The organism is Geobacillus proteiniphilus (assembly GCF_001908025.1).
Classification (GTDB): domain Bacteria; phylum Bacillota; class Bacilli; order Bacillales; family Anoxybacillaceae; genus Geobacillus; species Geobacillus proteiniphilus.
The window spans coordinates 1-20,555 of record NZ_MQMG01000046.1 but is presented as its reverse complement, the minus strand read 5'-3'; the positions used below and the strand labels follow the sequence as shown (position 1 = coordinate 20,555).

Genomic DNA, 20,555 nt, shown 5'->3' with positions numbered 1-20,555 from the left:
CCCTAAAATAACTCTAATTGTTCTGGTTCTTTTTCTTTCATTGGTAAGTTGTTGACATTTAAACTGTAATCGTCGCGACCAAACTCACATTTGTTTAAAATGGCTTGCGGAATTTTCTTAATCGTCACTTGCGGGAAATCCTCAACGTTAACGTTATATGCTTTACAGCAAATGAGCAATGTTTCATTTTCTTTCATTTGCTCGACGATACTTTCCACCATTTGTTGCGTGACAAGCTGTGTGGTTGTAAAGATAAAATCGTTCTCCGTAGACTGACCTTGCTTCCAAAACACTTCCGGATCCGGGTTGTACGTAAATCCTTCATGTTTACACATCGCTTCCGCCAGCATTTCGGCGTTATATTCCGGATTAATGATCCAATTTCCAAACTTATCTTTCTTCAACAAACTTGGCGCCAATTTATAATAGCGGAAACCGCCTCCGCCTTTCCAATTCACTGCTTTACTAATTCCGCCTTGATCCGTTCCATCGATGACTTTTTTCATTCGAGGAATAATATGCGTATGGCAATGCTCGCCAAGCTCAATCATAATCCATCGCCGTCCCATTTTATGCGCCACTGCACCAGTCGTTCCCGAACCGGCAAACGAATCGAGAACCCAGTCTCCTTTCTTTGTCGACATCTCAATACATCTTCTTATCAATTTTTCAGGTTTTTTACCGTTTTTAAATTTAACGCCTCCCTCATTCGCAATCCCATTCCATGGTATATCAGTCCAAAGATTAGTTAAAGGCTTAGCAGGTACTTTTTTATTATCGATTTCTTTAATTTTGGAACTATAAAAATAAATTTGTCTTCCATTAAGAACATAGATATCCTCATAACCTTCGCGTGGAATATGGTAGATTACTCCTCTATTTTTCTTAGACTCATCTCTAATCTTAACAATATTTTTTCCTGCTGCATCACTAATTGCAGTCAATTGAAATACGCTATCCGCATTATGAAGAGCAAATTCTGCTATTTTCTCGAGAAAATCCAATTTACCATATTTTAGTTTTGCTTCTTGTGCATCATTAAACCCTAGCTCTTTTGCCACAATATCTTCTAAATTTACGATTTTCCACTTTTCAAAACTTTCATTGCGATTTACTATATATTTATTATAAGAAGGATCATACTCCGATTCCACATACTGAATTTCGTAGTTATATTGGCTTCTCTCCTTTGCATACATTAATATATATTCGGTTTGCGAATATGGAGATGGATTAACTGTTTTGTGACCAGAAGGGTCAGAGGTTTTTACAACTATCATATTCAGAAAATTTCTTCTACCAAAGATCTCATCCATTAAAATACGTAAATACGCCATCTCTTTATCATCAATTTGAACAAAAATAACCCCATCTTTCGATAATAGTTTCTTTAATATTTCTAATCTTTGTTTCATTAAAGTCAACCAAATTGAATGTTCTAAACTGTCATCATAATACTCAAAAGCCGCTCCTGTATTATACGGCGGGTCAATGTAAATACACTTAATCTTTCCCGTAAACTCTTGTTCCAATGCTTTCAGCGCTAACAAATTGTCCCCATAAATAAGGCGGTTATCAAATATATCATTTTCCGACACCCGTTCTTTTGCATGATACGAAAGTTCCGGGTCTTCGAGAAGAATGCGCGGTTCGAGTTTTGGTTGTTCGTCTTTGCCAATCCATGTTAATTCTAGTTTTTGTTTTTGTGCCAATGTAATCCCTCCTGTTGCTACACGATTCTCCATTTGATTGTAAAAAGGTGCTCAGTTGCCGTTCGTTGTTCTAGTTTTTTCTCTACTTCCTCGAATAAGCGATCTTTTTGTTCATCAATTTCATCTTGCTGATCATAGAGATTTCTCCGCATCTCGTTGCGCTTCTTTTCCAATTCCTTAATTTGCTTGTTTTTTTCCAGCTTTTCAGCTAAGTTACGTGTAAGTTTTGCTTCTCGCTTCAAATGTTCAATTTCTACCGTCATTTCATCTATATCTTTTTCAAGTTTATTTTTCAAGTCTTGCGACCACTTTTCCAGCTTTTCTAATTCAGAATCAAGATAAGCTGATGCTCTCTCCATAATCTCATTTAAAATTGCTTCTTGTTGCCCTTCGCTAATCCGGCGAAGCGTATTTCGAATCGAATCAGAAATTTCCACCTCTTCTCCTTCAACAGCAGGCAGTTCAAACATTTTTTCGCACATTTCCTGATCGAGCTGTCCACCTTCTGTATCAATTGCTGAAAAAATAAGGTGCTGTTCGCTTTCTAATGACTGTACATGAAGCAAATCAAGCGATAACCAACCTTCTTTTCCAATCAATCGCTCTAAAATACTGACTTTCCCTTTATAATCCGAATAACGGAACGTAATTTCCTTCGGCAACAGTTCCCGGCTTTTTGCCTGCTCGATCCACTTTTGTGCAAGCGGATGAGAAAAACGAAAATGATGAACGTTTGGGCTGTTTTGCTTCTTTGCTTGTGATATCATTTGATATGTTTCATAATCTTTGACAAAACTTAATGTTTCATCATCAAATATTGCCTCTCTTGCTCCTTCATATTTTGATAGATTCCAAAGGTAACGTTCCATACGATTGAGGTGTAAACTTGTTTGATGATAATGATCTCTTAGTTTCTCTCTTACCTCATCATCGAAGTTTTCTAATAGATGCATACGTGTTTCTTTCATTTTTAATTGAATTTGCTCATCTAACTCGGCTTGCAAGTTTTTAAACGCTTGTTCAATTTCTTCCGCCGTGCGACACGTCTGATAAATTTGTTGAATCCGTTTTTCAAAATCGACACCGGACTCTAGCGAACCTAGCACCTCATCCGAAGAACCAAAAACCCCTTCAAACAGCCTAAATTTTTCGGAGAGAATTTCATACACTTTTTTATCGGCTTCATTTTTACAATTTAAAAAGTTAATCACAACGACATCATGCTTTTGACCGTAACGATGACAACGTCCGATTCGCTGCTCAATCCGCTGTGGATTCCAAGGTAAATCGTAGTTAACGACTAGGCTGCAAAACTGTAAGTTAATCCCTTCTGATGCTGATTCCGTTGCAATCATAATCGACGCTTGTTCTTTAAAATATTCAACAAGCGCCGCGCGCATATCTGCTGTTTTTGATCCAGTAATTTTATCATCATGCCGATGCTTTTCTAACCATTGCTCATAAATTTGTTTTGCCTGTTCATCTTGGTTTTCGCCATTAAATAAAACAATTTTGCCAGCGTAGCCATTACGTTCAAGAAATTCACGTAAATACATCTGTGTTCGACGTGACTCTGTGAAAATAACCGCTTTTTCATTTGCGCCTAGCATTCTTAATTTTTCAAATCCTTTTTCAAGCGCAATAAGCAATGCTTCCGCTTTTGAATTTTCTTTAATTGATTTTGCTAGAGAATAATATTGTTCTAATTCTTCTTTTTCCTCTTGAATAAGACGCTTCATTTCATCTGGCGATAATTTGTCTATGTATGATGGCTGATCGTCTTCTTCCCACTCTTCCACCGTATCATCAAATTCGTCAACATCAGCGTAAACATCAGAGTGTTCTACAGTTATCTCTGTTTTTCCGCTATCTAATTGTTCTAACAATTGCTCAAGCCTTTTGATGAGAGAAAGCAATGTATCGGAAATAGCAAACGAAGAAGAAGCTAACAATTTGCGAACAACAAGCGTCATTAATGCCCGTTGGCTTGCCGGTAACGCAAAAAGATGTTCTCTTTGTAAATATGCCGATACTTTTTCATACAGTTCCCATTCCTCATTCGTTGGCATAAACTCTTGAGTGATAGGAATACGCTGTGTATAATTCACGTACTCAGTCACTTGCCGTCTTAATGTACGATGGCAAACAGGCTTAATTCGTTGTTTCAAATCAATAAAATCCATTTCCGACATTTCTTTCGTTCCTCGGGAAAACTGGCGTCTAAACGTCGTTTCATCACCAAAAATATGCGGATCAATAAAACTGATAAGTCCATATAATTCCATTAACGAGTTTTGCAACGGCGTAGCCGTCAATAAAATTTTGGGATAACCAGCTGTAGCTTCTCTTAACGTGCGAGCAATTTTATTTGATTTTTTGTATACATTTCGCATGCGATGTGCTTCATCAAAAACGATTAGATTCCAGTTGACCTTTCGTATCATATCCGCTTTATTTCGAGCGTACGGATAAGAAGTAATCACAATTTGATCTTGTTGCAAAAAAGGATTACGGTGACCGGAACGTACCATTTCGTTGAAGTTCTTGCTTTCTAATATAATGGATGGGATATAAAACTTTTCCCATAGTTCCTGATGCCATTGTTTTCTTAGCGGAGGCGGTACGATAATAAGGATATTTCGCTTTCGTTCTGCCCACAATTGACTAATAATCAATCCCGCTTCAATCGTTTTTCCTAGTCCTACTTCATCCGCTAAAATCGCTCCTCTCTCCAATGGAGCACGAAAGGCAAATAATGCTGCTTCCACTTGATGTGGGTTTAAATCGACCGTAGCATTAATGAGAGATTGGCTTAACCGTCCTATCGAATTTGAAGCGTTTTGTTTTGTCAGTTCGTAAGCAAAGTATTTGCTTTGATATGACGTTATCATTAACTAGCCCCCCAAATATAAAGTCCCAACGTTACTCGCATGCCGGACGTTATCTATATTTCTATTATATTCGACGTTATCTTACAATAACAGACATTTGACAACATATGACAATGTTCTCCTAAGGTCCCATGGCTCTCTCACTGTTATCTTCAATTTATTAAAAAATGTTTATCCGCTTCTTTCATTTCTCCTAATAATTTTTTGTTCTTGATTTACTCAATGATAGTATAACGATTGACATCTATAGTTTAAAGTAATACTGAACGTGTTGCAAAACGCATAACCAATGCATAATGTACATAAAAAATCCACCACCTTGGAAGGTCATATACAGTGACCAAAAAAACAAGGGGTGAACACGATCATGATTCCAATTGGAACAGCGAACATGAATCTAACAAATCACCAAAACTTTTTCAACTTTATAATTCAGTATATTTCTTTTTTGACCCAAACGACTTCTCAATCGGATACTTTTGTTCATTTTTCTTTATTTTATCAACAACAGCTTTTTCCAGGTCAATTCCTAATTCGTGTGATAATAGGAGCGCATAAATGACTACATCGGCAATTTCGTCTTTTATATTTTCCAAGTTTGTTTTTACAGCTTCTTCGCTGCTTTTCCATTGAAAATTTTCCAGCAACTCTCCTGCTTCCAGGCATAATGAAATCGCTAAGTCTTTTGGGGTATGAAACTGTTTCCAATTACGCGCATCGCGAAATTCAATGATTTTTTGCTGCAAGTGTTTCATGATTATTACCTCCGTTAGTGCTATTTTTCTTTAAATGGTGTCGCTATCCATCAATCTTACCATTTCCTTAAACACCATCGACGGCTGTTTAAGCAAAGCGTCAATCGAAAGTGTTTTGCGTTTAGTTCCTCTTGTGATGACTAGTTGCTCTCCTTCGAGCTTTATGACAATATCTTTGATGCGGTACGCTGTAATTTTAGACGCTTTATCTAAGTATCGGTCATCTAGGTCAAAGCGAATGCGGTCGGACAGTCTCCGCAGCATTCTCCATAAAGTGATTTCTTCTTTCGATTTCATAAACAATTCAGGGAGTTCTTTCGCTTCTTTTAACGTATTTAAGGTAGTCATTGTGTAGACAGATATTCCGTAGCCGACCGGTCGGATAATGTCCTTTAAAAAATGCCAGCTTTCGATCTCGAATCTCACGTACTCCTCTGAACTGTTTTTTGGCAGTTCATTGATTTCGTATCGTTTTACAAACTTTACATCGGTGATCTTTCCAAAGCAAGCAACTCCATTGACCGGCGCCGCTCCTTGTTTTGGATAAAGAGCGATGTATTTCGCTTCCTGCCATCCTTTTTTCAGACGTTTGACCGGAATATGATAAAACCGGTGCTTCAGATGGGTGTGATAGTTTTGCGCGCTTGGGACCATTCCAACAAGCACTTTTTCATCGAAAGAAGACCGCCATTCTTCCATAATTCCTTGCGGCAAAATTCCTTCCTGTTGCAGTTCCTCCGGGCTTTTTTCGATCAGACGCTCGATCAATTGTTCGACTAACCGGGTCGCGTTTGGCAAAAACGGCAGCCCGCCGATATTGACTTCATTAATGCTTTTGTATAGCTTATGGTCTTGATAGCTATCCTCATCGTACCAAGGAAATAACACATAAGCGCCAAAGGCGGTTCTTTCATAAGGGCCGTTGTGGCGGACAACGAGCGAATCGCGGTAACGATGCATTGTATTGATGTCTTCTTCCATTGGACCGGGAATGTGATAACGTTTTTGGTAGCTGCTTCCCTCCACCGCGAAATCAATGCGATATTTCGCGTCGAAAATGTAATTGAACGTATAATCTTTTCCTTTCTTCTCGATCGACAACATTGTATCCGGAATTTGCGGAATGGTCGGCAGCCTTCCTTCGTATTTTTGATACGTCAAAATAATTTTTTCGCCCGTGTGCGGATGTTCGTATATCCGCTTTGCGGAACGGTTTTTTTCCAAGTTGACGAACAGCCCCGTTCGATTCACTTGAATTATGTCCTGGCTGATCAATTTATACTTTTTGCCCAACAGTTGTCCCAGCTTCAGAAACGTCCAATACTCGTACAATGTCGCCACGTCTTTGACGGACATTTGATACAGTTTTCCTTGCAGTGCAAGGCCCCGCGTCACGATTAAAAATATTTGATACGCATCGCGATATCCCGGCGCCATTTGCAAGACGAGGCTCATGATCGAACGGTCCAGTTTCCCGATCGTCCGCCAAAACGCATTGTTTGTTTTCGCTTCGAGCGCGCGTTTCATATTCATGATTTTCGCAAGCAAGTCCGGATCTGCTTCTACTTCGTATCGTTTGTTTTTCGATTGCACTTTTTCCCATAAATCGTGCAATTTATCGATTAAACGTGCCATCATCCATTTTACAAACCGGTTTTCTAGCGTATCATACGTCAATTCTTTTTTCGCTTTTAAGCCGGATACCGGCATTAGTGAACGGTGTTGAATCTTTATTCCGTTATGGACTTCACAAAATAATTGCGGTCTTTTCCGCAAATAGTTTCTTCCTTTTTGGTCCAAGCGGCCAAGCTGGTCTCCCCTCGCTTTCACATGGGTCGTCACGTGCTGATGGTGCGGCTGCCGCTCGATTTGCCGAATGGCTTGGAGGAAGTCGTGAAAATGCGCCTCCATCAGCCGGAAAAATTCGCTTCGGGAAGGAGTGCCGTCTAGTTTTGCTTTCGCCCGCTGATACGTTTTCTTAATAAAATGAAAGGCGAGATTATAAATTTCATCGCTTACTTCTTGGAGAAGCTTTTGATAGTCTTCCTTATAATTTAATTTCGTTGGAAAAATTTCGATCGTCACTTCTAATATGACTTTATCTCCATTCCGGATTTCAAATGTCGATAATCCCACTTCGTTTTGAAAATGAAGGTTTCCCATCAGTACGTATTGACTGCCGATGTTGACTCGGTCGACTGCTCTTCTTAATGATGGATATTCATGATAAAACGTTAGTTCACTATCGTTTTTTGGAGAAACGATGATTTGATAAATGCCATTTTCAAAAAAGATCGGCCGGTGGCCCTCAGACCATTCCACAAGTCTTTGTTGATCAATATCAAATATCTTCACTTCAAGAATGTCTTCTCCCCTGACCAAAAACTCCATCGATTCGTGAAAGTCGAGTTTGCGGTATTGCTGGAGTCCTTTGTATTGCTCGTGATATGGCTTTCCTTTGATCACGAGCGTGAGCTGTTTCGTTTCGATATGGACAAGCTCGCGGTCGTCACGCCCCGAGCCAGAACGAAGTGAAGCCATCGTCCTCTAACCTCCGCAGCATCTGCCAAATTTTCTCCGCACTTTTTGGATAGTTGGCATACGAAACATCAAGCACGCCGCCGTATTCGCCGTCCGGTTCAAAGCCGGCGCACAGGACAAACAGTCGCTTGAGCGCTGTTTCCAACCGCGCGTCGCTTCCTGAGAGGCGCGGCAATATTTTTTGCATCAGGCAATAGTCGAACGCCTTGGCAAATTCCATCAGCTTTCCTTCTTCGTTATAAGCAAGGTAGAAGCAAATTTCATCGCGGACGCGGTAGCCGATATGAGCGCCGAGCGGCTCGAGGATGCGGTTGATCTCCACGAGCTTTTTCGTCACGGTTTCAACAAGCTCTGGGCAGTGTGCATACACATCTTTCAAATGCAAATACCGCGGCGCGAACAGCTCCTGTCCGACGGGCAGGGGCGCGACGGTTGGCAAATCGCGCAAAAAGTCGAGATGGTCGAGCTGGACGCGGTTGAACTCGATCGTGTTCGCCCGGTCGAGCACTTTTTTGCTGAAGGGGTAGGTCGTCTCGTCCATGTTGACCGTGCCGATGATGTAGACGTTCGGCGGGAGAACGAGATCGCACCCTGCTGTTTCTCTCGGCAGCAACCGCGACGAGGTGATGAGCCCGTTTTCCCAGCGGCGGCTTTCCATGACGCTTAAGACATCGCTGAAGTAATGTTCCACACGGGCGAGGTTCATCTCATCCAACACGACGAAATACGGTTTGTCCGGATGCTTCTTCGCTTCGATGATGACGTTGGTGAGCGGCCCGGGCTTGAAATCGCCTTTAATATCGACATAGCCAAGCAAATCAGAGCCGTCGTTCCAGTCCGGGCGGACGGGAATTAAGGTGAAGCGGCCGTTGTCTTCCGTCGCGCCGACGCTCTCGGCGAGCCATTGAACGATTTTCGTTTTCCCGGTTCCAGAAATGCCGGATAGGATGACAAACGGTTTTGTTTTTAACGATAGAAAGAGATTTGTCACTTCCTCTTTCGTATAATAGAACCCTTTGGACGCTATGTACGAATGAATATGCTCCACAACCGTTTGATAGGAAAGCCGAGCCCCAGGCGGCGCCATCGTTTCTGTTCGCTCCACATATTGTTGGTAATAACCGATCATCGTTTCGAGGTCGCGCGCGAGTTGTTCATCGGATGGCATATCGTCAAACGAATAGGCGATATACGCCGCCACCGACCGTTCGTAGTCTTTCGCCCGTTTGCTTTCGCCAAGACGGATGTCATCATCCGTCCGCACGCGTTCTTCAGCGGGAATGAGTTGGCGGATGTCCCGCTTCACTCGCTCCATTTCGTCTCTCGGCGTCTCCGTCACTCCTTGGGCGAGCGTCAAATAGAGCCGGCGCATATCCTCACTGAACAAGTAGGCGATATAATACCCCCGCTGCGTGGAATCCGTCACTTCTTGGTCCATCACCGCCACCCACGGCACGTCGGTCCATACCCCTTGACCGACGGAGCCTTTCACCACATACCGGTCAGGCAGCAGGAAAGGCAACGCTTTCAACGCCTCTGGAATTGCTCGCGTCACCAACTGAAACGACCGCCGCTCTTTTGAAAATTTTTCGCGTTTTTCTTGCTCGTAAATCGTCATCACTTCACGGAAAAGATGATGCAATGACATTGAGAACGGCTCCTTCGTGTAGAAATTTTATTCTTCGTTTCTATTTTTCTTCTATTCTACTAAAAAAGCGGCCGTCCCCACCAGTGGGAAAGCCGCTTGTTCCGTCAGAAGTTAGCATCTTTTGTCATGCTTTACCGTCCATTTTATCGTTATCTTACTTTTTTCACCTTCTAGGAACCCTTGATAGCTTTGCTGGTTCATGTGCTTTGAGCCCTTCATCTCCGGTAAAAATCTCAACCTCCCATCGCTTCGATCTCTCCTTCTGCCGTTAGTTTTCCAATCGATCCGCCAGCTAAAAGCTTAGGCAGTGCTTGAATATCTTCAAGAGGAATCAGTTCACTTGTTCCATCTTTTCTGGAACGGTGAGCAACAATATTGAACGCTCTCCCACCTACGCAAATGCTTAAAGGTGGGAGATTCAAGGCGCCGATTCATCCCCACTTACGCTAGTCGCGTTGAAGTGGGGAACTTCTCGGTTAGAGATGATAAGTGGAATCATCTCTGGCCCTAACTCGTCAAGTAAAGCGGGATTATGGGTCATCATCAGAATATCAATTTGACGATCTGTGCCGATCTCATTTAACATATCGATAAGGAGACCTGCTCGGGAAGGATGCAAACCGTTATCAATTTCTTCAATAACGATATCAAACTTTTAGACGGACGCGTCAATAAAGCCACTAAAATCGCGATGAAGCGAAGCGTCCCGTCAGACATACCGCGCGCATCAACGATTAACTTTTCGTTGCTTCCAAACCATGTATAATATTGCATCCGTTTGAAAACAGACAACTTTTTTACAAAAATTGTTAATAACCACGATTCATTGCAAAAGTTTACTTATGTATGACCAGTGAAGGTAATGATTTAACAAGGAATGTCGTTCAATCACCAAATTTCTCAAATTGAGAAACTTTGTAAAAGCTGTGCTTCTCTTTATTCAGAGAATATCGATCCAAGAAAAACGGCTGTTTTTCACCGACCTTCTATAAAGAAAACGGCTTGAGGCGCCGCATCGATCCCTCAAGCCGCTTGTTCGTTATTCAGCCGCCAGGGCGTCGGCCTTTGTTCGGTGCACAGTGCCGCGCGGATGCTGCGGAGGTGCATAGATGGAATAGAGCTTCAGCGGGACATTTCCGGTGTTGATGACATTGTGCCATGTTCCAGCTGGAACCATAATCGCGGAACCGACGCGCACGTTTCTTTCCAACGTCAACTCGTCTTTCCTCTTGCCCATTCGGACAATTCCTTCACCTTGTTCAATGCGCAAAAATTGATCGACGTGATGGTGAATTTCCAATCCAATATCTTCCCCGACATTCAGGCTCATCAACGTCACTTGCAAATGCGGCCCGGTCCATAAAGCGGTGCGGTACGTATCGTTTTGTTTCGCGGCCTCGTTGATCGAAATGACAAACGGCTCCGGCCCGTAATCTTTCAGCTTTATGTTCTCTCTGTAAGGAACCGGCCCGTAAACAGGCGGCCCTCCATAGTAGTAGTAGTGCACGGGCGGATAGACATAGGGCGGATATGGATAAGCATACGGGTAGACATAAGGATGGGAGGGCATAAAAGAAATGGTGTACATCGTTTCACCTCTTCCTCGATTGATCATCTTAATCTTATGCAAAACGGCGAGGAATTTGACTGGCGTTTTTGGCGGGTCTTTTCTGACAGGCGCCCGCCGCCCACTTGCGAAGACGTTCATAGGCAATGGCCACGATGGATTGTAGACGTTCACCTATGTATAACTAGGAGTGAGTATGCTACAATTGGGATAAGGCTATCGACGCAAAAATGCGCGGCGGGCCGCTGACAAGTTTCCGTACTCACGAGGAGGAATGCATTAATGAAAGCCCCTGCCCTGTTTCTTGCACACGGTTCGCCGATGTTGGCGATCGAGGACAATACGTATACGACGTTTTTGAAAAAGCTTGGGGAAGGGATTCGTCCGCAGGCGGTGGTCATCTTTACAGCGCACTGGATGACCCGCCAACCGACGGTTTCGGCGGTTGAGGGAACGTATGACATGATTTACGATTTTTCCGGTTTTCCGCGCGAGTTGTATGAAGTGGTTTATCCGGCGCGCGGGTCGGTCGAGTGGGCGGAACGCGTGCGGGAGCGCCTAGGCGGCGCAGCGGAAGTGGCCGTTGATCCCACGCGCGGGTTGGATCACGGTTCTTGGGTGTTGTTGCACCGCCTATTTCCCAACGCTGACATCCCGGTCGTGCAAGCGTCGGTCGTGCCGTGGTGGACGCCAAAACAATTGTTCCAGCTCGGGGAAGCGCTGCGCCCGCTGCGGGATGAGGGCGTGATGATCATCGGCAGCGGCGGGACGGTGCACAATTTGATGGCGCTCCGTTGGGAAGGTCACGCTGAAGCGGACGCATGGGCCGTTGCGTTTGATGATTGGCTCCTCAGCCGATCAGCCGCCCATAGTGAAGAGGTGTTCGATTATGAGAACAAAGCGCCCTACGCCAAGCAAGCCGTGCCCACACCGGAGCACCTCGCACCATATTGGATCGCTTACGGCGCGGGCAGTCGTGACCAAGCGCCGCGCGTGTTGTTCCGAGAATATCAGTATGGAAGCTTAAGCCTCATGGCTGTGTCTTTTTAAAAGGCCCGCCTCCGACGCCACCGCGTGGGGACGGGCCGTTTCTTTGAGACAAAGCAGCGTTCTCATTTGCCACAGCACTTTTTATACTTTTTCCCGCTGCCGCATGGGTCTTTGCGGCCAGTTTTTGGTGGAAGACGTGGGATGTTCTCAAAGAAAGGCCGTCCTTGAATAGCGTTCAGACAGGACCGTTCTCTGTTTCGATGCAAAAGACGCTAGTCTTGTTCAACACGGCTACACATCTTGCAAATGATATTGTTTTTGACACTCCACACGCCTAAAGGCGTAGGATTCTTGGGTCGTTCGCGTCCTCATCCATTTCTGGTTTGGACAACGCCCAAGTTCGGGGGTGTGTCATCACCCCGTCCCATCGGGTTAGTGTGTACCCCGATGGGCGGCGCACCTGTGACCAGTGCGCTAGGTTAGGCGCTCAAACCCGAAATCGCTTTGGCGATGTTGATCGCCCCATTTAAGTCGGCGTGGATGGCGTATCCGCACGCTTGGCATTGGAAGCGGATGCCGTTTCGGTTTCCTTTATCTCGATAGCCGCATCGACAGGTCTGGCTTGTGTAGGTCGGATTCACCCACTCCACCCGAATGCCTGCCATTTCAGCTTTATAGGCAATCATCGTTTGCAATTGATGAAACGCCCAGGAATGGAGACTTCGTCCTGCTTCTTTTGCAGAAGCGGCTCGTTTCCGAATCCCCGTCAAATCTTCCATCCGAATCACGCCAACACCGTTGGCGAGGGCAAAACGGACGATTTGACGGCTGATTTTATGGTTTATATCCTTCATCCAGCGGGACTCTTTACGGCCGATTTTGCGAATCATATGGAGCTTCTTGGCTTTGCCCAACTTTCGCCGCAAAGCCGCATATCGTCGGCGAATGAAAGCGCATTGGCTGCCCTTGAAAAACAACGATTTCGTTCCAATGCTGGCAACGGCGATATAACGAAGTCCCAAATCAACGCCCATTGCCTTCGTTTCTTCCCGTTGTTGGACTTCAAATGTGATCGCAACAGCCAAGTACCATTTCTTTCTCTTTTTGTAGAGCTTGGCCGCCCCTTGTTTGGCGGTTCCATCGAGCAGCCGATTCAGCCATGCTTCTTGATAGGGACGCGTGACCACCGGCACGCCAATTCGCTTCTCTAATGTTGGGAATGAAACCGTATAGAACTCTCCCTTTCGCTGGACGTTCCAATTTTGATTGTTGAAGCAACACCATAATGTTTTAAACCTTTTTGCCTTCTGATGTTTCCTTTGAGACTTGACATCTCGAATCGTCTGATTCACGATGGCAGAAGGAAACCGTTGCGACGAAAACGCTTTAAATAGTTTACTCGTCGCTTGATTCAGCTCGGGATGATTCAACAGCCAATTCGCAAAGGCGGTATTCACTTCTGTCATCCGTTCATACATTTCTTGTTTGACTTTCGTTGGCTTGTGCAGTTCCAGCTTTAGTGTGATGGTCGGCATGGATTCACCTCCTTGCGGCGATTACAGGATACCGTTTTGTTAGAATCATTCCATATAAGAAAACGGCTCGCTTTCATCCCACCCCTAACTAAAGGAGTGGGCTTTCTCGCTCGTATGTCTGTAATCGATTTGTTGCAAAGCCGTCCGGATATCGCCAGGAGTCTCATTCAGCAAAATACTCTCGGGAACACACACTCGGCCAAACACTCTCGTCAGTAAATCCATCCTGCCCAACTCATAAAAATCGTTTAACACATTGTTGTCCACCACCGCCCTCTTTTTATAAAGCCCCCGTATTTTCTGAACATCCATGCTCCTTATACCATCCCTTGATCATTTCTCTAGCGGTCCGCAAATCGCATCCAAGGATTTCGCATACCTTATTAATCGTAATGCTCCCCTCGAAATACGCCTGTTTCACAAAATAGGTCAATTTGCGGTTTTTTGGAATATAATCGATTGGAGCGGGTTCTTGATCTTTATACCCTTGCTCCCACAACGTTTTTCGCAAAAAGCCGTACGTCTTTTGGGAAATGTATTGTTCGTCCAATAAAGCTCTCATTAGGGCTTCAGCGCTGACAAAAAATTGGCGCTTGAGCTCAACAATCGTTTCAGTGGTAACATATCGTTTAAAATAATAGGCATATTCCCGCAACTGTTCACGGGGAATGAGAAAGTAGCTCGCAAACAACGTGGCGACTTTTTCGTTGATTTCCTTTCTTGCACTGCTGTAAGTAAGAGAACCAAGATCACTTCGATACTCCTCACGATGAAAAATAAGATGGCCAAGTTCATGAATGGCACTGAACCGTTTTCGTTCCTCAGATATTTCGTCGTGATCATTAAGGAAAATAAAAGCCCCTTTTTCTTGGGAGTAAGCCGATAAACCATCAACTTTTTTATCAATCGTTTTCAACGCGATGACATGTATACCATGGTGCTCTAAAACCGCATAAATATCACTTGGGATCACATGATCAAGGCCAAACATTTTCCTCGTTTGTTCCGCTGCTTGTCGAATGATTGTCTTATGTTCCTCCGTTAACTCATTATCAACAAGCTTTAATTTATACGTCGGGGGCAAATAAGCGACACTAGCCTCTCCAAAAGAGACAAGCAGCTCATAATAATCATTCATGATCCGATTCACTTGATTTTGATCAATCAGACGGAAGTTTTCTTTAGGGTTATCCGCACGAAACATGAAAGAAGAAATTTGTTCATGCTGATCATCTGAAGAAACGATAAAATCCTTCATCGGGATATTCAAGCGTCGTGACAGAAGAAATAATTTTGCACTGTCAGGAATTTGCTCCCCTTTTAAATATTTGGCAACTGTTTGTCTCGTCACGCCCATCATTTCGGCTAAATCCTGATTATTCAATCCCAACTCTTTTTTTACCCGATTTAGATTTTTCGCGATCGTTTGTTTAATCTCCATCATCGCACCCCCTTTATGTTAATTATTTTTAACACAAAATAGAGTCATAAACCGATATTAATGTTAATTTTTATTAACCTTTCTTTTAACATACCATATCGTGTTGGCATGGATCAATCAACTTCGCAATTTTTGGAATAAGCATTGTGCACTATTTGTAAACGTTTTTAGATAAGCTTAACCTTATAGGCGGGTCTTTGTTAAGCAACAAGCCCGCCCCTCGCTTCAATGCGCGGAGGCAGGCTGTTTTTTAAGCCAAAGTACGTGTGCTTACTTCCCGCAACACTTTTTATACTTTTTCCCGCTCCCGATTTCGCCCGTGGTGCCGGCTGGGCGTCGACGTTCAGCTAGCCCCGTGAAGGGTTCACGATTTTCTTTTTAACCCTACTTTAAATACAAGAATAGCAATGAAAACACTGACAGCGACAGCGGCCGAAACGATTGTGATAGGCAGCCAGTCAGTGGCAAAAGATGAATAAGTGATCATTTCAGCCATAGCAGCGCATCCTCCTTTATCCATCATAGACGAAATCCCGTCAGATTTGAAACCGTTTTTTCTTCTCGTTAACTTGCTTGTCTGATATACTGGAGTGGAAAGGAGGTGAAGGTGATGGAAGAAAAAACGATATTGGCGCAAATTTTGCAAGTGCTTGATTTGTACGCGGCTGATATGCGCAAACAGTTCGAGGCGCTCCATGAAAAATTCGACTCGCTTCAACGCCAAGTCCAAACGTTGAACGAAAAAACGAACGAAATGGACAAGCGCATCGAAGACATGGATGGGCGCATCGAGGAGATGGACGGGCGGTTTGAGCGGCAGATCGCCCAGTTGGAGCGCACCATCAACGAACGGTTCGAACGGCTCGAAGCGAAACTCGGCCACGTCCGCGTCGAACTAGTTGAAACACAAGAAACGGTCGACTTCCACTCCGTCAAAATCGCCCAGCATGATCGAAAAATCCGCCATTTGCTTCACGCTCGATAAATCCTCCACCGCTATCATGCCCCCGCCCTTCAATCAGGGCGGGGGCTTTCGCATCAAGAAAGCTCTCGGGCAAGGTCGGCCGCCAAGGCGGCGTTGTTTTTCACTAAGGCGATGTTTGCTTGCAAGCTTTTGCCCCCGGTTAACGTTTTCACCCGGTCAAGCAAAAACGGGGTGACCGCTTTTCCGGTGATGTGCTGTTGTTCCGCTTCCTTGAGCGCTTGTTCGATGATGGCGGTGATATACGACTCCTCGAGCTCATCTTCTTTTGGGACAGGATTAGCGATCACAACACCGCCGTTTAACCCAAGCCCCCATTTCGTTTCGATGAACTGGGCGATCTCTTCCACGCTGTCGAGGCGATAGTCGACGCGAAACGGGCTCGTCCGCGAATAAAACGCCGGCAGGACGTCCGTCTGATAGCCGATGACCGGAACGCCGTGCGTCTCTAGGTATTCAAGCGTCAATCCTAAATCCAAAATCGATTTCGCCCCGGCGCAGACGACCGCGACGTTTGTGCGCGCCAGTTCCTGCAAGTCTGCGGAAATGTCCATCGTCTGTTCGGCGCCGCGGTGCACTCCGCCGATGCCGCCGGTCGCAAACACGCGGATGCCAGCCATCTCAGCGCAAATCATCGTCGCCGCCACGGTAGTCGCCCCGTGTTTCTTCATGGCGACGACATACGGCAAGTCGCGGCGGCTCACTTTTTCTACATCGCGGCTTGTCCCTAACTGTTCAAGTTCCGCTTCTGTCAATCCAATTTTAATTTTTCCATTGAAAATCGCCACTGTTGCTGGCACGGCGCCGCGGTCGCGGATGATCCGCTCGACGTCTTTCGCCGTCTGCACGTTTTCCGGATACGGCATGCCATGCGAGATGATCGTCGATTCTAAGGCGACTATCGGCTTTTGTTCCGCCTTCGCTTGAGCGACTTCTTCGGAAAAGACGAGAAAATCATTCATCACTTCGTTCCCCCTTCGCGAAAATACCGCGCATAGGCGGCTTGCAACAGGTGTTCATTCAAAGCGGAATGCACCGTTTCGGCCGTTTGCAGCGTAAGCGACGCGCTGCTCATCCCAAAGCGGCAGGCGTCTTCCACCGTATGTCCGCCTAAGACGCCGTACAAAAATCCAGCCGCAAAGGCGTCGCCCGCTCCGGTGGCGTCGGTGGCCTCAACCTTCGGCGCCGCAATCGCTCCTGTTTCCCCTTGCTTGGTGGCGTACGCGACGCCGTTTGCGCCGCGCGTGACGACAACGTTCTCGACGCCCAAACGAACGAGCGCCTCCATCGCTTCGGACACGCTGCGACCGTCGTCTTCGGCAAGCGCCTTCGCTTCCGCTTCGTTCGTGATAAGCCACGTCACCCCGCTTAAATCAGCGGGCAGCCGCTTGACTTTCGGAACCGACACGGTCACCACACAAAGCGGGAGGCGCTCCCTACGGCACTGCTCGATTGTCCACTGAATGGCGTTGCTTGAAAAATTCGTATCAAGCACGACGGCTGAAATCGGGCCGAGTTCGGGCCATCGCTGCTTCATCCATTCTTTTCCCACTGTATCATAAATCACCATATCCGCCAAGGCGAGGACCATCTCGCCACGTTCATCGAGCACCGCTGTATACGTCCCGGTGTTCGCTTTTGACGTTCGCACGATGTGCCGTGAATCCACGTACCGACTCGTCACGTCAATGAGCCACTGTCCATCGCGGTCATCGCCAACGGTGCTGACGAGCGAAACAGGTTGAGCAAGCCGCCCTAAGTTTTCGGCGATGTTTCTCGCCACCCCGCCCGCGGTTTGCGTCGTGGCGACGGGATGGGACGTGCCGAGCCGAAACGGAGTGAGCAACCGCGCCTTTCGGTCGACGTTCGCCCCGCCAATGCAGACGATCGAGGCCGCTTGTCGCATTCCTTTCTTCCCCCTCTCTTCCAATGAACACCGCCGCGCTCTTTCCTCTCTCCCGAAACAAGGAAAACGGTTTCAAAAAAAGCCGGCAGCTGCGCATTTCGAAGCCTCACTGCCATTGTACCATATGCCGTCCGGCAAAAACGGCATAAAGAAAGCACCCCGTCAAAACGACGGGATGCCGACTTTCGGACGTTTAGTTTTTGTACGCGCAATACGGACGCAGTTTGACGCCGATCAGGCTGCCGAGGAAAGCAAAGACAAACCACGCCCAGCCGTGGGCGCTGAATGACGCAATGCCGCCGAAATACGCGCCGATATTGCAGCCGAACGCCAGCCGGGCGCCGTATCCCATCATCAGGCCGCCGATCAGCGCACCGATCGTCATGCGCGTCGGACGCTTCCACTGAATCGTTTTTGTATAGCGGCCCGCCAGCGCTGCCGCCAATAAGGCGCCGACCATCAAGCTGATGTCCATCACGGTCGTTGTATCGTAGTAGAGTGGATTCGCGAGCGCCTGCCGTTTCGCTTCATCTTGCCAGTACGCCCAAGCGGTCGGATCGACGCCAAACAGCTGCACGAACTTCGCCCCCCAAAGGGCGAAGGCAGACGTAATGCCCCACGGCTTACCGCTAATCATCAGCACAAGCGCGTTCGTTACAGCCAAGAGCAACGCCCCGACCAGAAGCGACCATGGCCCTTTGTAAATCGCTTTCCAGCCATGACGGTTCTCAAGCGATGTAGCAACGAGTTGGCCATAGCGCCGTTTTTCCGCCACGGTCACCACATAGTAGACCGCTGCCAGCAAAACCAACTGAAGCAAAAACCCTCCCAAGGCGCCGAACTCGCCAATGAACGAGAACGGCTCAAATTGTGGCATCTTCGCCCACACGTCAAAGTGGGTCGTCGCAATGACTGAGCCAGCGATGAACCCGATGAGCGTCACGATGCCGTTCACATCGCCGCCGCCGATATGGTACAACGTCCCGGACGCGCAGCCGTCGCCAAGCTGCATGCCGATGCCAAACAGGAAGGCGCCGACGATGACTGATACCCCCACGCCAAATACATACCCTGACACTGGGTGCCCGAGCGCCGAGCCTTTCACGAGCAGCGGCAAAAACAACGCGCTGGCCACAGCCATCATCACCATTTGCGCCCGAATACCTTCCCCTTGGCGGTACAAAATGAATTTGCGCCAAGCAGATGTAAAGCCAAAATGCGCCTGGTACAATACAAATCCACCAAACGCCCCTAACACGTACAAAAGCGCCTGTTGCCAAGAAACGCGGCTATATAAGAACAACGTTCCACCGATCAATATGAGGCAGGAAACAGCAATAATCCACGCAGTCGGATGTTTCGGGGCGTTCGCTGCTTGTTTCGCGCGAACGTCTCGTTGTTGTGCGGTCAACTCCATGATGCATAATTCCCCCTTTTCCATTTTGTTCACCTACTTTATAATACTATAAAACTTATTGATTTTCTATGATTTAAACTAGAAATGTTTCACCTCAGCGGCTGATCGGGTATAATGCAGACGAGCACTTTCTTAGGAAGGAGATTGGCATGTGGAACGAATTCAAAAAATTTGCTCTCCGCGGCAATGTGGTCGATTTAGCCGTCGGGGTCATCATCGGCGGGGCGTTTGGCAAAATCGTCTCCTCGCTCGTCAATGATATCATCATGCCGCTCGTCGGTTTGATTTTAGGCGGCATCAATTTCAGCGACTTGTCTTGGAAAGTCGGCAAGGCGGAAGTGAAATACGGGGCGTTTATCCAAACAGTCGTCGATTTTTTGATCATCGCGTTTTCGATTTTCCTGTTTGTCAAACTGCTCAACAAACTGTACGAGCGGATGAAAAAACAGGAAGACGTCAAAGAAACGGCGCCGACGCTGACGAAAGAAGAGGAGCTGCTCACAGAGATTCGCGATTTGTTAAAACAGCAGCGGGAAACGACGTGAAAGCCTGTCCATGGCGTGGACAGGCTCTCAAAAACGGTAAACGAATCTCTTAACTATGTGAATATGTTACGGTGACTTGAGGGTGGATCGGCCTCCCCTGATTTGGAAGGGGGTGATGCCGATGACAGTATTTGAAGCATTGATGTTTTTTCGCAAGTCGCATGGTTTCAATACTGTCGCACAATCAAAAGAAATATCCACCCTTAAGTTAACGAGGCGCTTAGGCGGATTATTTCCTTCTGCTCGCGCCGATCCCCTTTATGGGAACCGTCTATTGCGGGGCCGAAGGTGCGGCAACACCTTTGGCTTCACTTGTTATTTTGTCATCTCGAACCGAGAAGACCGCCACTTCCCAGCGTGAGCGTAAGTGGGAGAGCGTTCAATTTACGTCGATTACAACGTAATCCCAGTACGTTTTTCCAAGATAGACGAGTAATGCCCATTTTCCAGATTCACCCAGTCTCATATTTGATGGTATATGTGCGTCTGCACCATTATTCGGACCTCCTGGAACTCCCGTTGTCCAAACGGTTTTTCCGTCTAGTGTTAACGCAGGAGCTATATCGTTGCTGCCTTTTTTCACTGCAACGATTGTCAGCTTTCCTTCTGGAATGGAGTCCCCCCC

At 46.3% G+C, this 20,555-nt stretch carries 20 protein-coding genes; 4 read left to right on the top strand and 16 right to left on the bottom strand.

The genetic code is table 11. From position 1 onward, the window contains the following. Positions 1–2: 2 nt before the first annotated feature. From BRO54_RS14510 to BRO54_RS14480, 8 genes are all read right to left on the bottom strand, one after another. Positions 3–1,712, bottom strand: a complete 1,710-nt coding sequence (locus BRO54_RS14510) for a site-specific DNA-methyltransferase (RefSeq protein WP_014195556.1) — start codon at positions 1,710–1,712, stop codon at positions 3–5. Positions 1,713–1,729: 17 nt separating this feature from the next. Next, a complete protein-coding gene (locus tag BRO54_RS14505; RefSeq protein ID WP_014195555.1) occupies positions 1,730–4,603 on the bottom strand; it encodes an SNF2-related protein in 2,874 nt (957 codons plus the stop codon). A 425-nt stretch (positions 4,604–5,028) separates the two neighbouring features. Continuing rightward, a complete protein-coding gene (locus BRO54_RS14500; RefSeq protein WP_014195554.1) occupies positions 5,029–5,358 on the bottom strand; it encodes a nucleotide pyrophosphohydrolase in 330 nt (109 codons plus the stop codon). A gap of 30 nt (positions 5,359–5,388) precedes the next feature. Next, positions 5,389–7,899, bottom strand: coding sequence for a restriction endonuclease-like protein (locus BRO54_RS14495; RefSeq protein ID WP_074044407.1), 2,511 nt, complete (start codon positions 7,897–7,899; stop codon positions 5,389–5,391). Continuing rightward, positions 7,868–9,547, bottom strand: a complete 1,680-nt coding sequence (locus tag BRO54_RS14490) for an MrcB family domain-containing protein (protein ID WP_074044406.1) — start codon at positions 9,545–9,547, stop codon at positions 7,868–7,870. The genes BRO54_RS14495 and BRO54_RS14490 overlap by 32 nt, the downstream gene beginning before the upstream one ends. Before the next feature lie 418 nt (positions 9,548–9,965). Continuing rightward, positions 9,966–10,133, bottom strand: coding sequence for a hypothetical protein (locus BRO54_RS21025; protein WP_371878454.1), 168 nt, complete (start codon positions 10,131–10,133; stop codon positions 9,966–9,968). Next, positions 10,127–10,264, bottom strand: coding sequence for a hypothetical protein (locus BRO54_RS21050; protein WP_476701671.1), 138 nt, complete (start codon positions 10,262–10,264; stop codon positions 10,127–10,129). Before BRO54_RS21050 ends, BRO54_RS21025 begins: the two co-directional genes overlap by 7 nt. A gap of 322 nt (positions 10,265–10,586) precedes the next feature. After that, a complete protein-coding gene (locus tag BRO54_RS14480; RefSeq protein ID WP_074044404.1) occupies positions 10,587–11,135 on the bottom strand; it encodes a cupin domain-containing protein in 549 nt (182 codons plus the stop codon). Between the two features lie 261 nt (positions 11,136–11,396). Between BRO54_RS14480 and BRO54_RS14475 the strand changes: the two genes are divergently transcribed. Beyond that, positions 11,397–12,164: a DODA-type extradiol aromatic ring-opening family dioxygenase gene (locus tag BRO54_RS14475; RefSeq protein WP_074044403.1), complete on the top strand. Its 768-nt coding sequence runs from the start codon at positions 11,397–11,399 to the stop codon at positions 12,162–12,164. A 62-nt stretch (positions 12,165–12,226) separates the two neighbouring features. Here BRO54_RS14475 and BRO54_RS21020 read toward each other — a convergent pair whose 3' ends face one another. From BRO54_RS21020 to BRO54_RS20840, 4 genes are all read right to left on the bottom strand, one after another. Further along, positions 12,227–12,370: an SEC-C metal-binding domain-containing protein gene (locus BRO54_RS21020; protein WP_079935800.1), complete on the bottom strand. Its 144-nt coding sequence runs from the start codon at positions 12,368–12,370 to the stop codon at positions 12,227–12,229. Between the two features lie 213 nt (positions 12,371–12,583). Next, entirely contained in the window at positions 12,584–13,639 is a 1,056-nt protein-coding gene (locus BRO54_RS14465) for an RNA-guided endonuclease TnpB family protein (RefSeq protein ID WP_074044402.1), read from the bottom strand. 280 nt (positions 13,640–13,919) lie between these two features. Next, on the bottom strand, positions 13,920–15,080 hold the full coding sequence (locus tag BRO54_RS14455) for a helix-turn-helix domain-containing protein (RefSeq protein WP_074044401.1): 1,161 nt from the start codon (positions 15,078–15,080) through the stop codon (positions 13,920–13,922). A gap of 364 nt (positions 15,081–15,444) precedes the next feature. Continuing rightward, complete coding sequence (locus tag BRO54_RS20840) at positions 15,445–15,576, bottom strand: hypothetical protein (RefSeq protein WP_275651050.1); 132 nt, start codon at positions 15,574–15,576, stop codon at positions 15,445–15,447. 114 nt (positions 15,577–15,690) lie between these two features. Here BRO54_RS20840 and BRO54_RS14450 point away from each other — a divergent pair, with 114 nt between their 5' ends. Further along, positions 15,691–16,065: a hypothetical protein gene (locus BRO54_RS14450; RefSeq protein WP_074044400.1), complete on the top strand. Its 375-nt coding sequence runs from the start codon at positions 15,691–15,693 to the stop codon at positions 16,063–16,065. A gap of 53 nt (positions 16,066–16,118) precedes the next feature. Here BRO54_RS14450 and BRO54_RS14445 read toward each other — a convergent pair whose 3' ends face one another. The 3 genes from BRO54_RS14445 to BRO54_RS14435 all read right to left on the bottom strand — a co-directional run bounded on the left by BRO54_RS14445 (position 16,119) and on the right by BRO54_RS14435 (position 19,385). Continuing rightward, complete coding sequence (locus BRO54_RS14445) at positions 16,119–17,024, bottom strand: pseudouridine-5'-phosphate glycosidase (protein WP_074044399.1); 906 nt, start codon at positions 17,022–17,024, stop codon at positions 16,119–16,121. Next, the gene (locus tag BRO54_RS14440; protein ID WP_074044398.1) at positions 17,024–17,968 is read right to left on the bottom strand and encodes a carbohydrate kinase family protein; all 945 of its coding nucleotides are present in this window, start codon (positions 17,966–17,968) and stop codon (positions 17,024–17,026) included. The genes BRO54_RS14445 and BRO54_RS14440 overlap by 1 nt, the downstream gene beginning before the upstream one ends. A 193-nt stretch (positions 17,969–18,161) precedes the next feature. After that, complete coding sequence (locus tag BRO54_RS14435) at positions 18,162–19,385, bottom strand: YeeE/YedE family protein (RefSeq protein ID WP_074044397.1); 1,224 nt, start codon at positions 19,383–19,385, stop codon at positions 18,162–18,164. Positions 19,386–19,534: 149 nt separating this feature from the next. Here BRO54_RS14435 and mscL point away from each other — a divergent pair, with 149 nt between their 5' ends. Both mscL and BRO54_RS19530 read left to right on the top strand, forming a co-directional pair. Continuing rightward, the gene (mscL, locus tag BRO54_RS14430) at positions 19,535–19,930 is read left to right on the top strand and encodes a large conductance mechanosensitive channel protein MscL (RefSeq protein ID WP_074044396.1); all 396 of its coding nucleotides are present in this window, start codon (positions 19,535–19,537) and stop codon (positions 19,928–19,930) included. Between the two features lie 121 nt (positions 19,931–20,051). Beyond that, on the top strand, positions 20,052–20,291 hold the full coding sequence (locus BRO54_RS19530) for a hypothetical protein (protein WP_139268076.1): 240 nt from the start codon (positions 20,052–20,054) through the stop codon (positions 20,289–20,291). Between the two features lie 18 nt (positions 20,292–20,309). On the opposite strand, the gene BRO54_RS14425 is transcribed toward BRO54_RS19530, so the two are convergent. Continuing rightward, positions 20,310–20,555: DUF4871 domain-containing protein (locus tag BRO54_RS14425; protein ID WP_139268075.1), on the bottom strand; the 246-nt coding region annotated here is incomplete at its 5' end.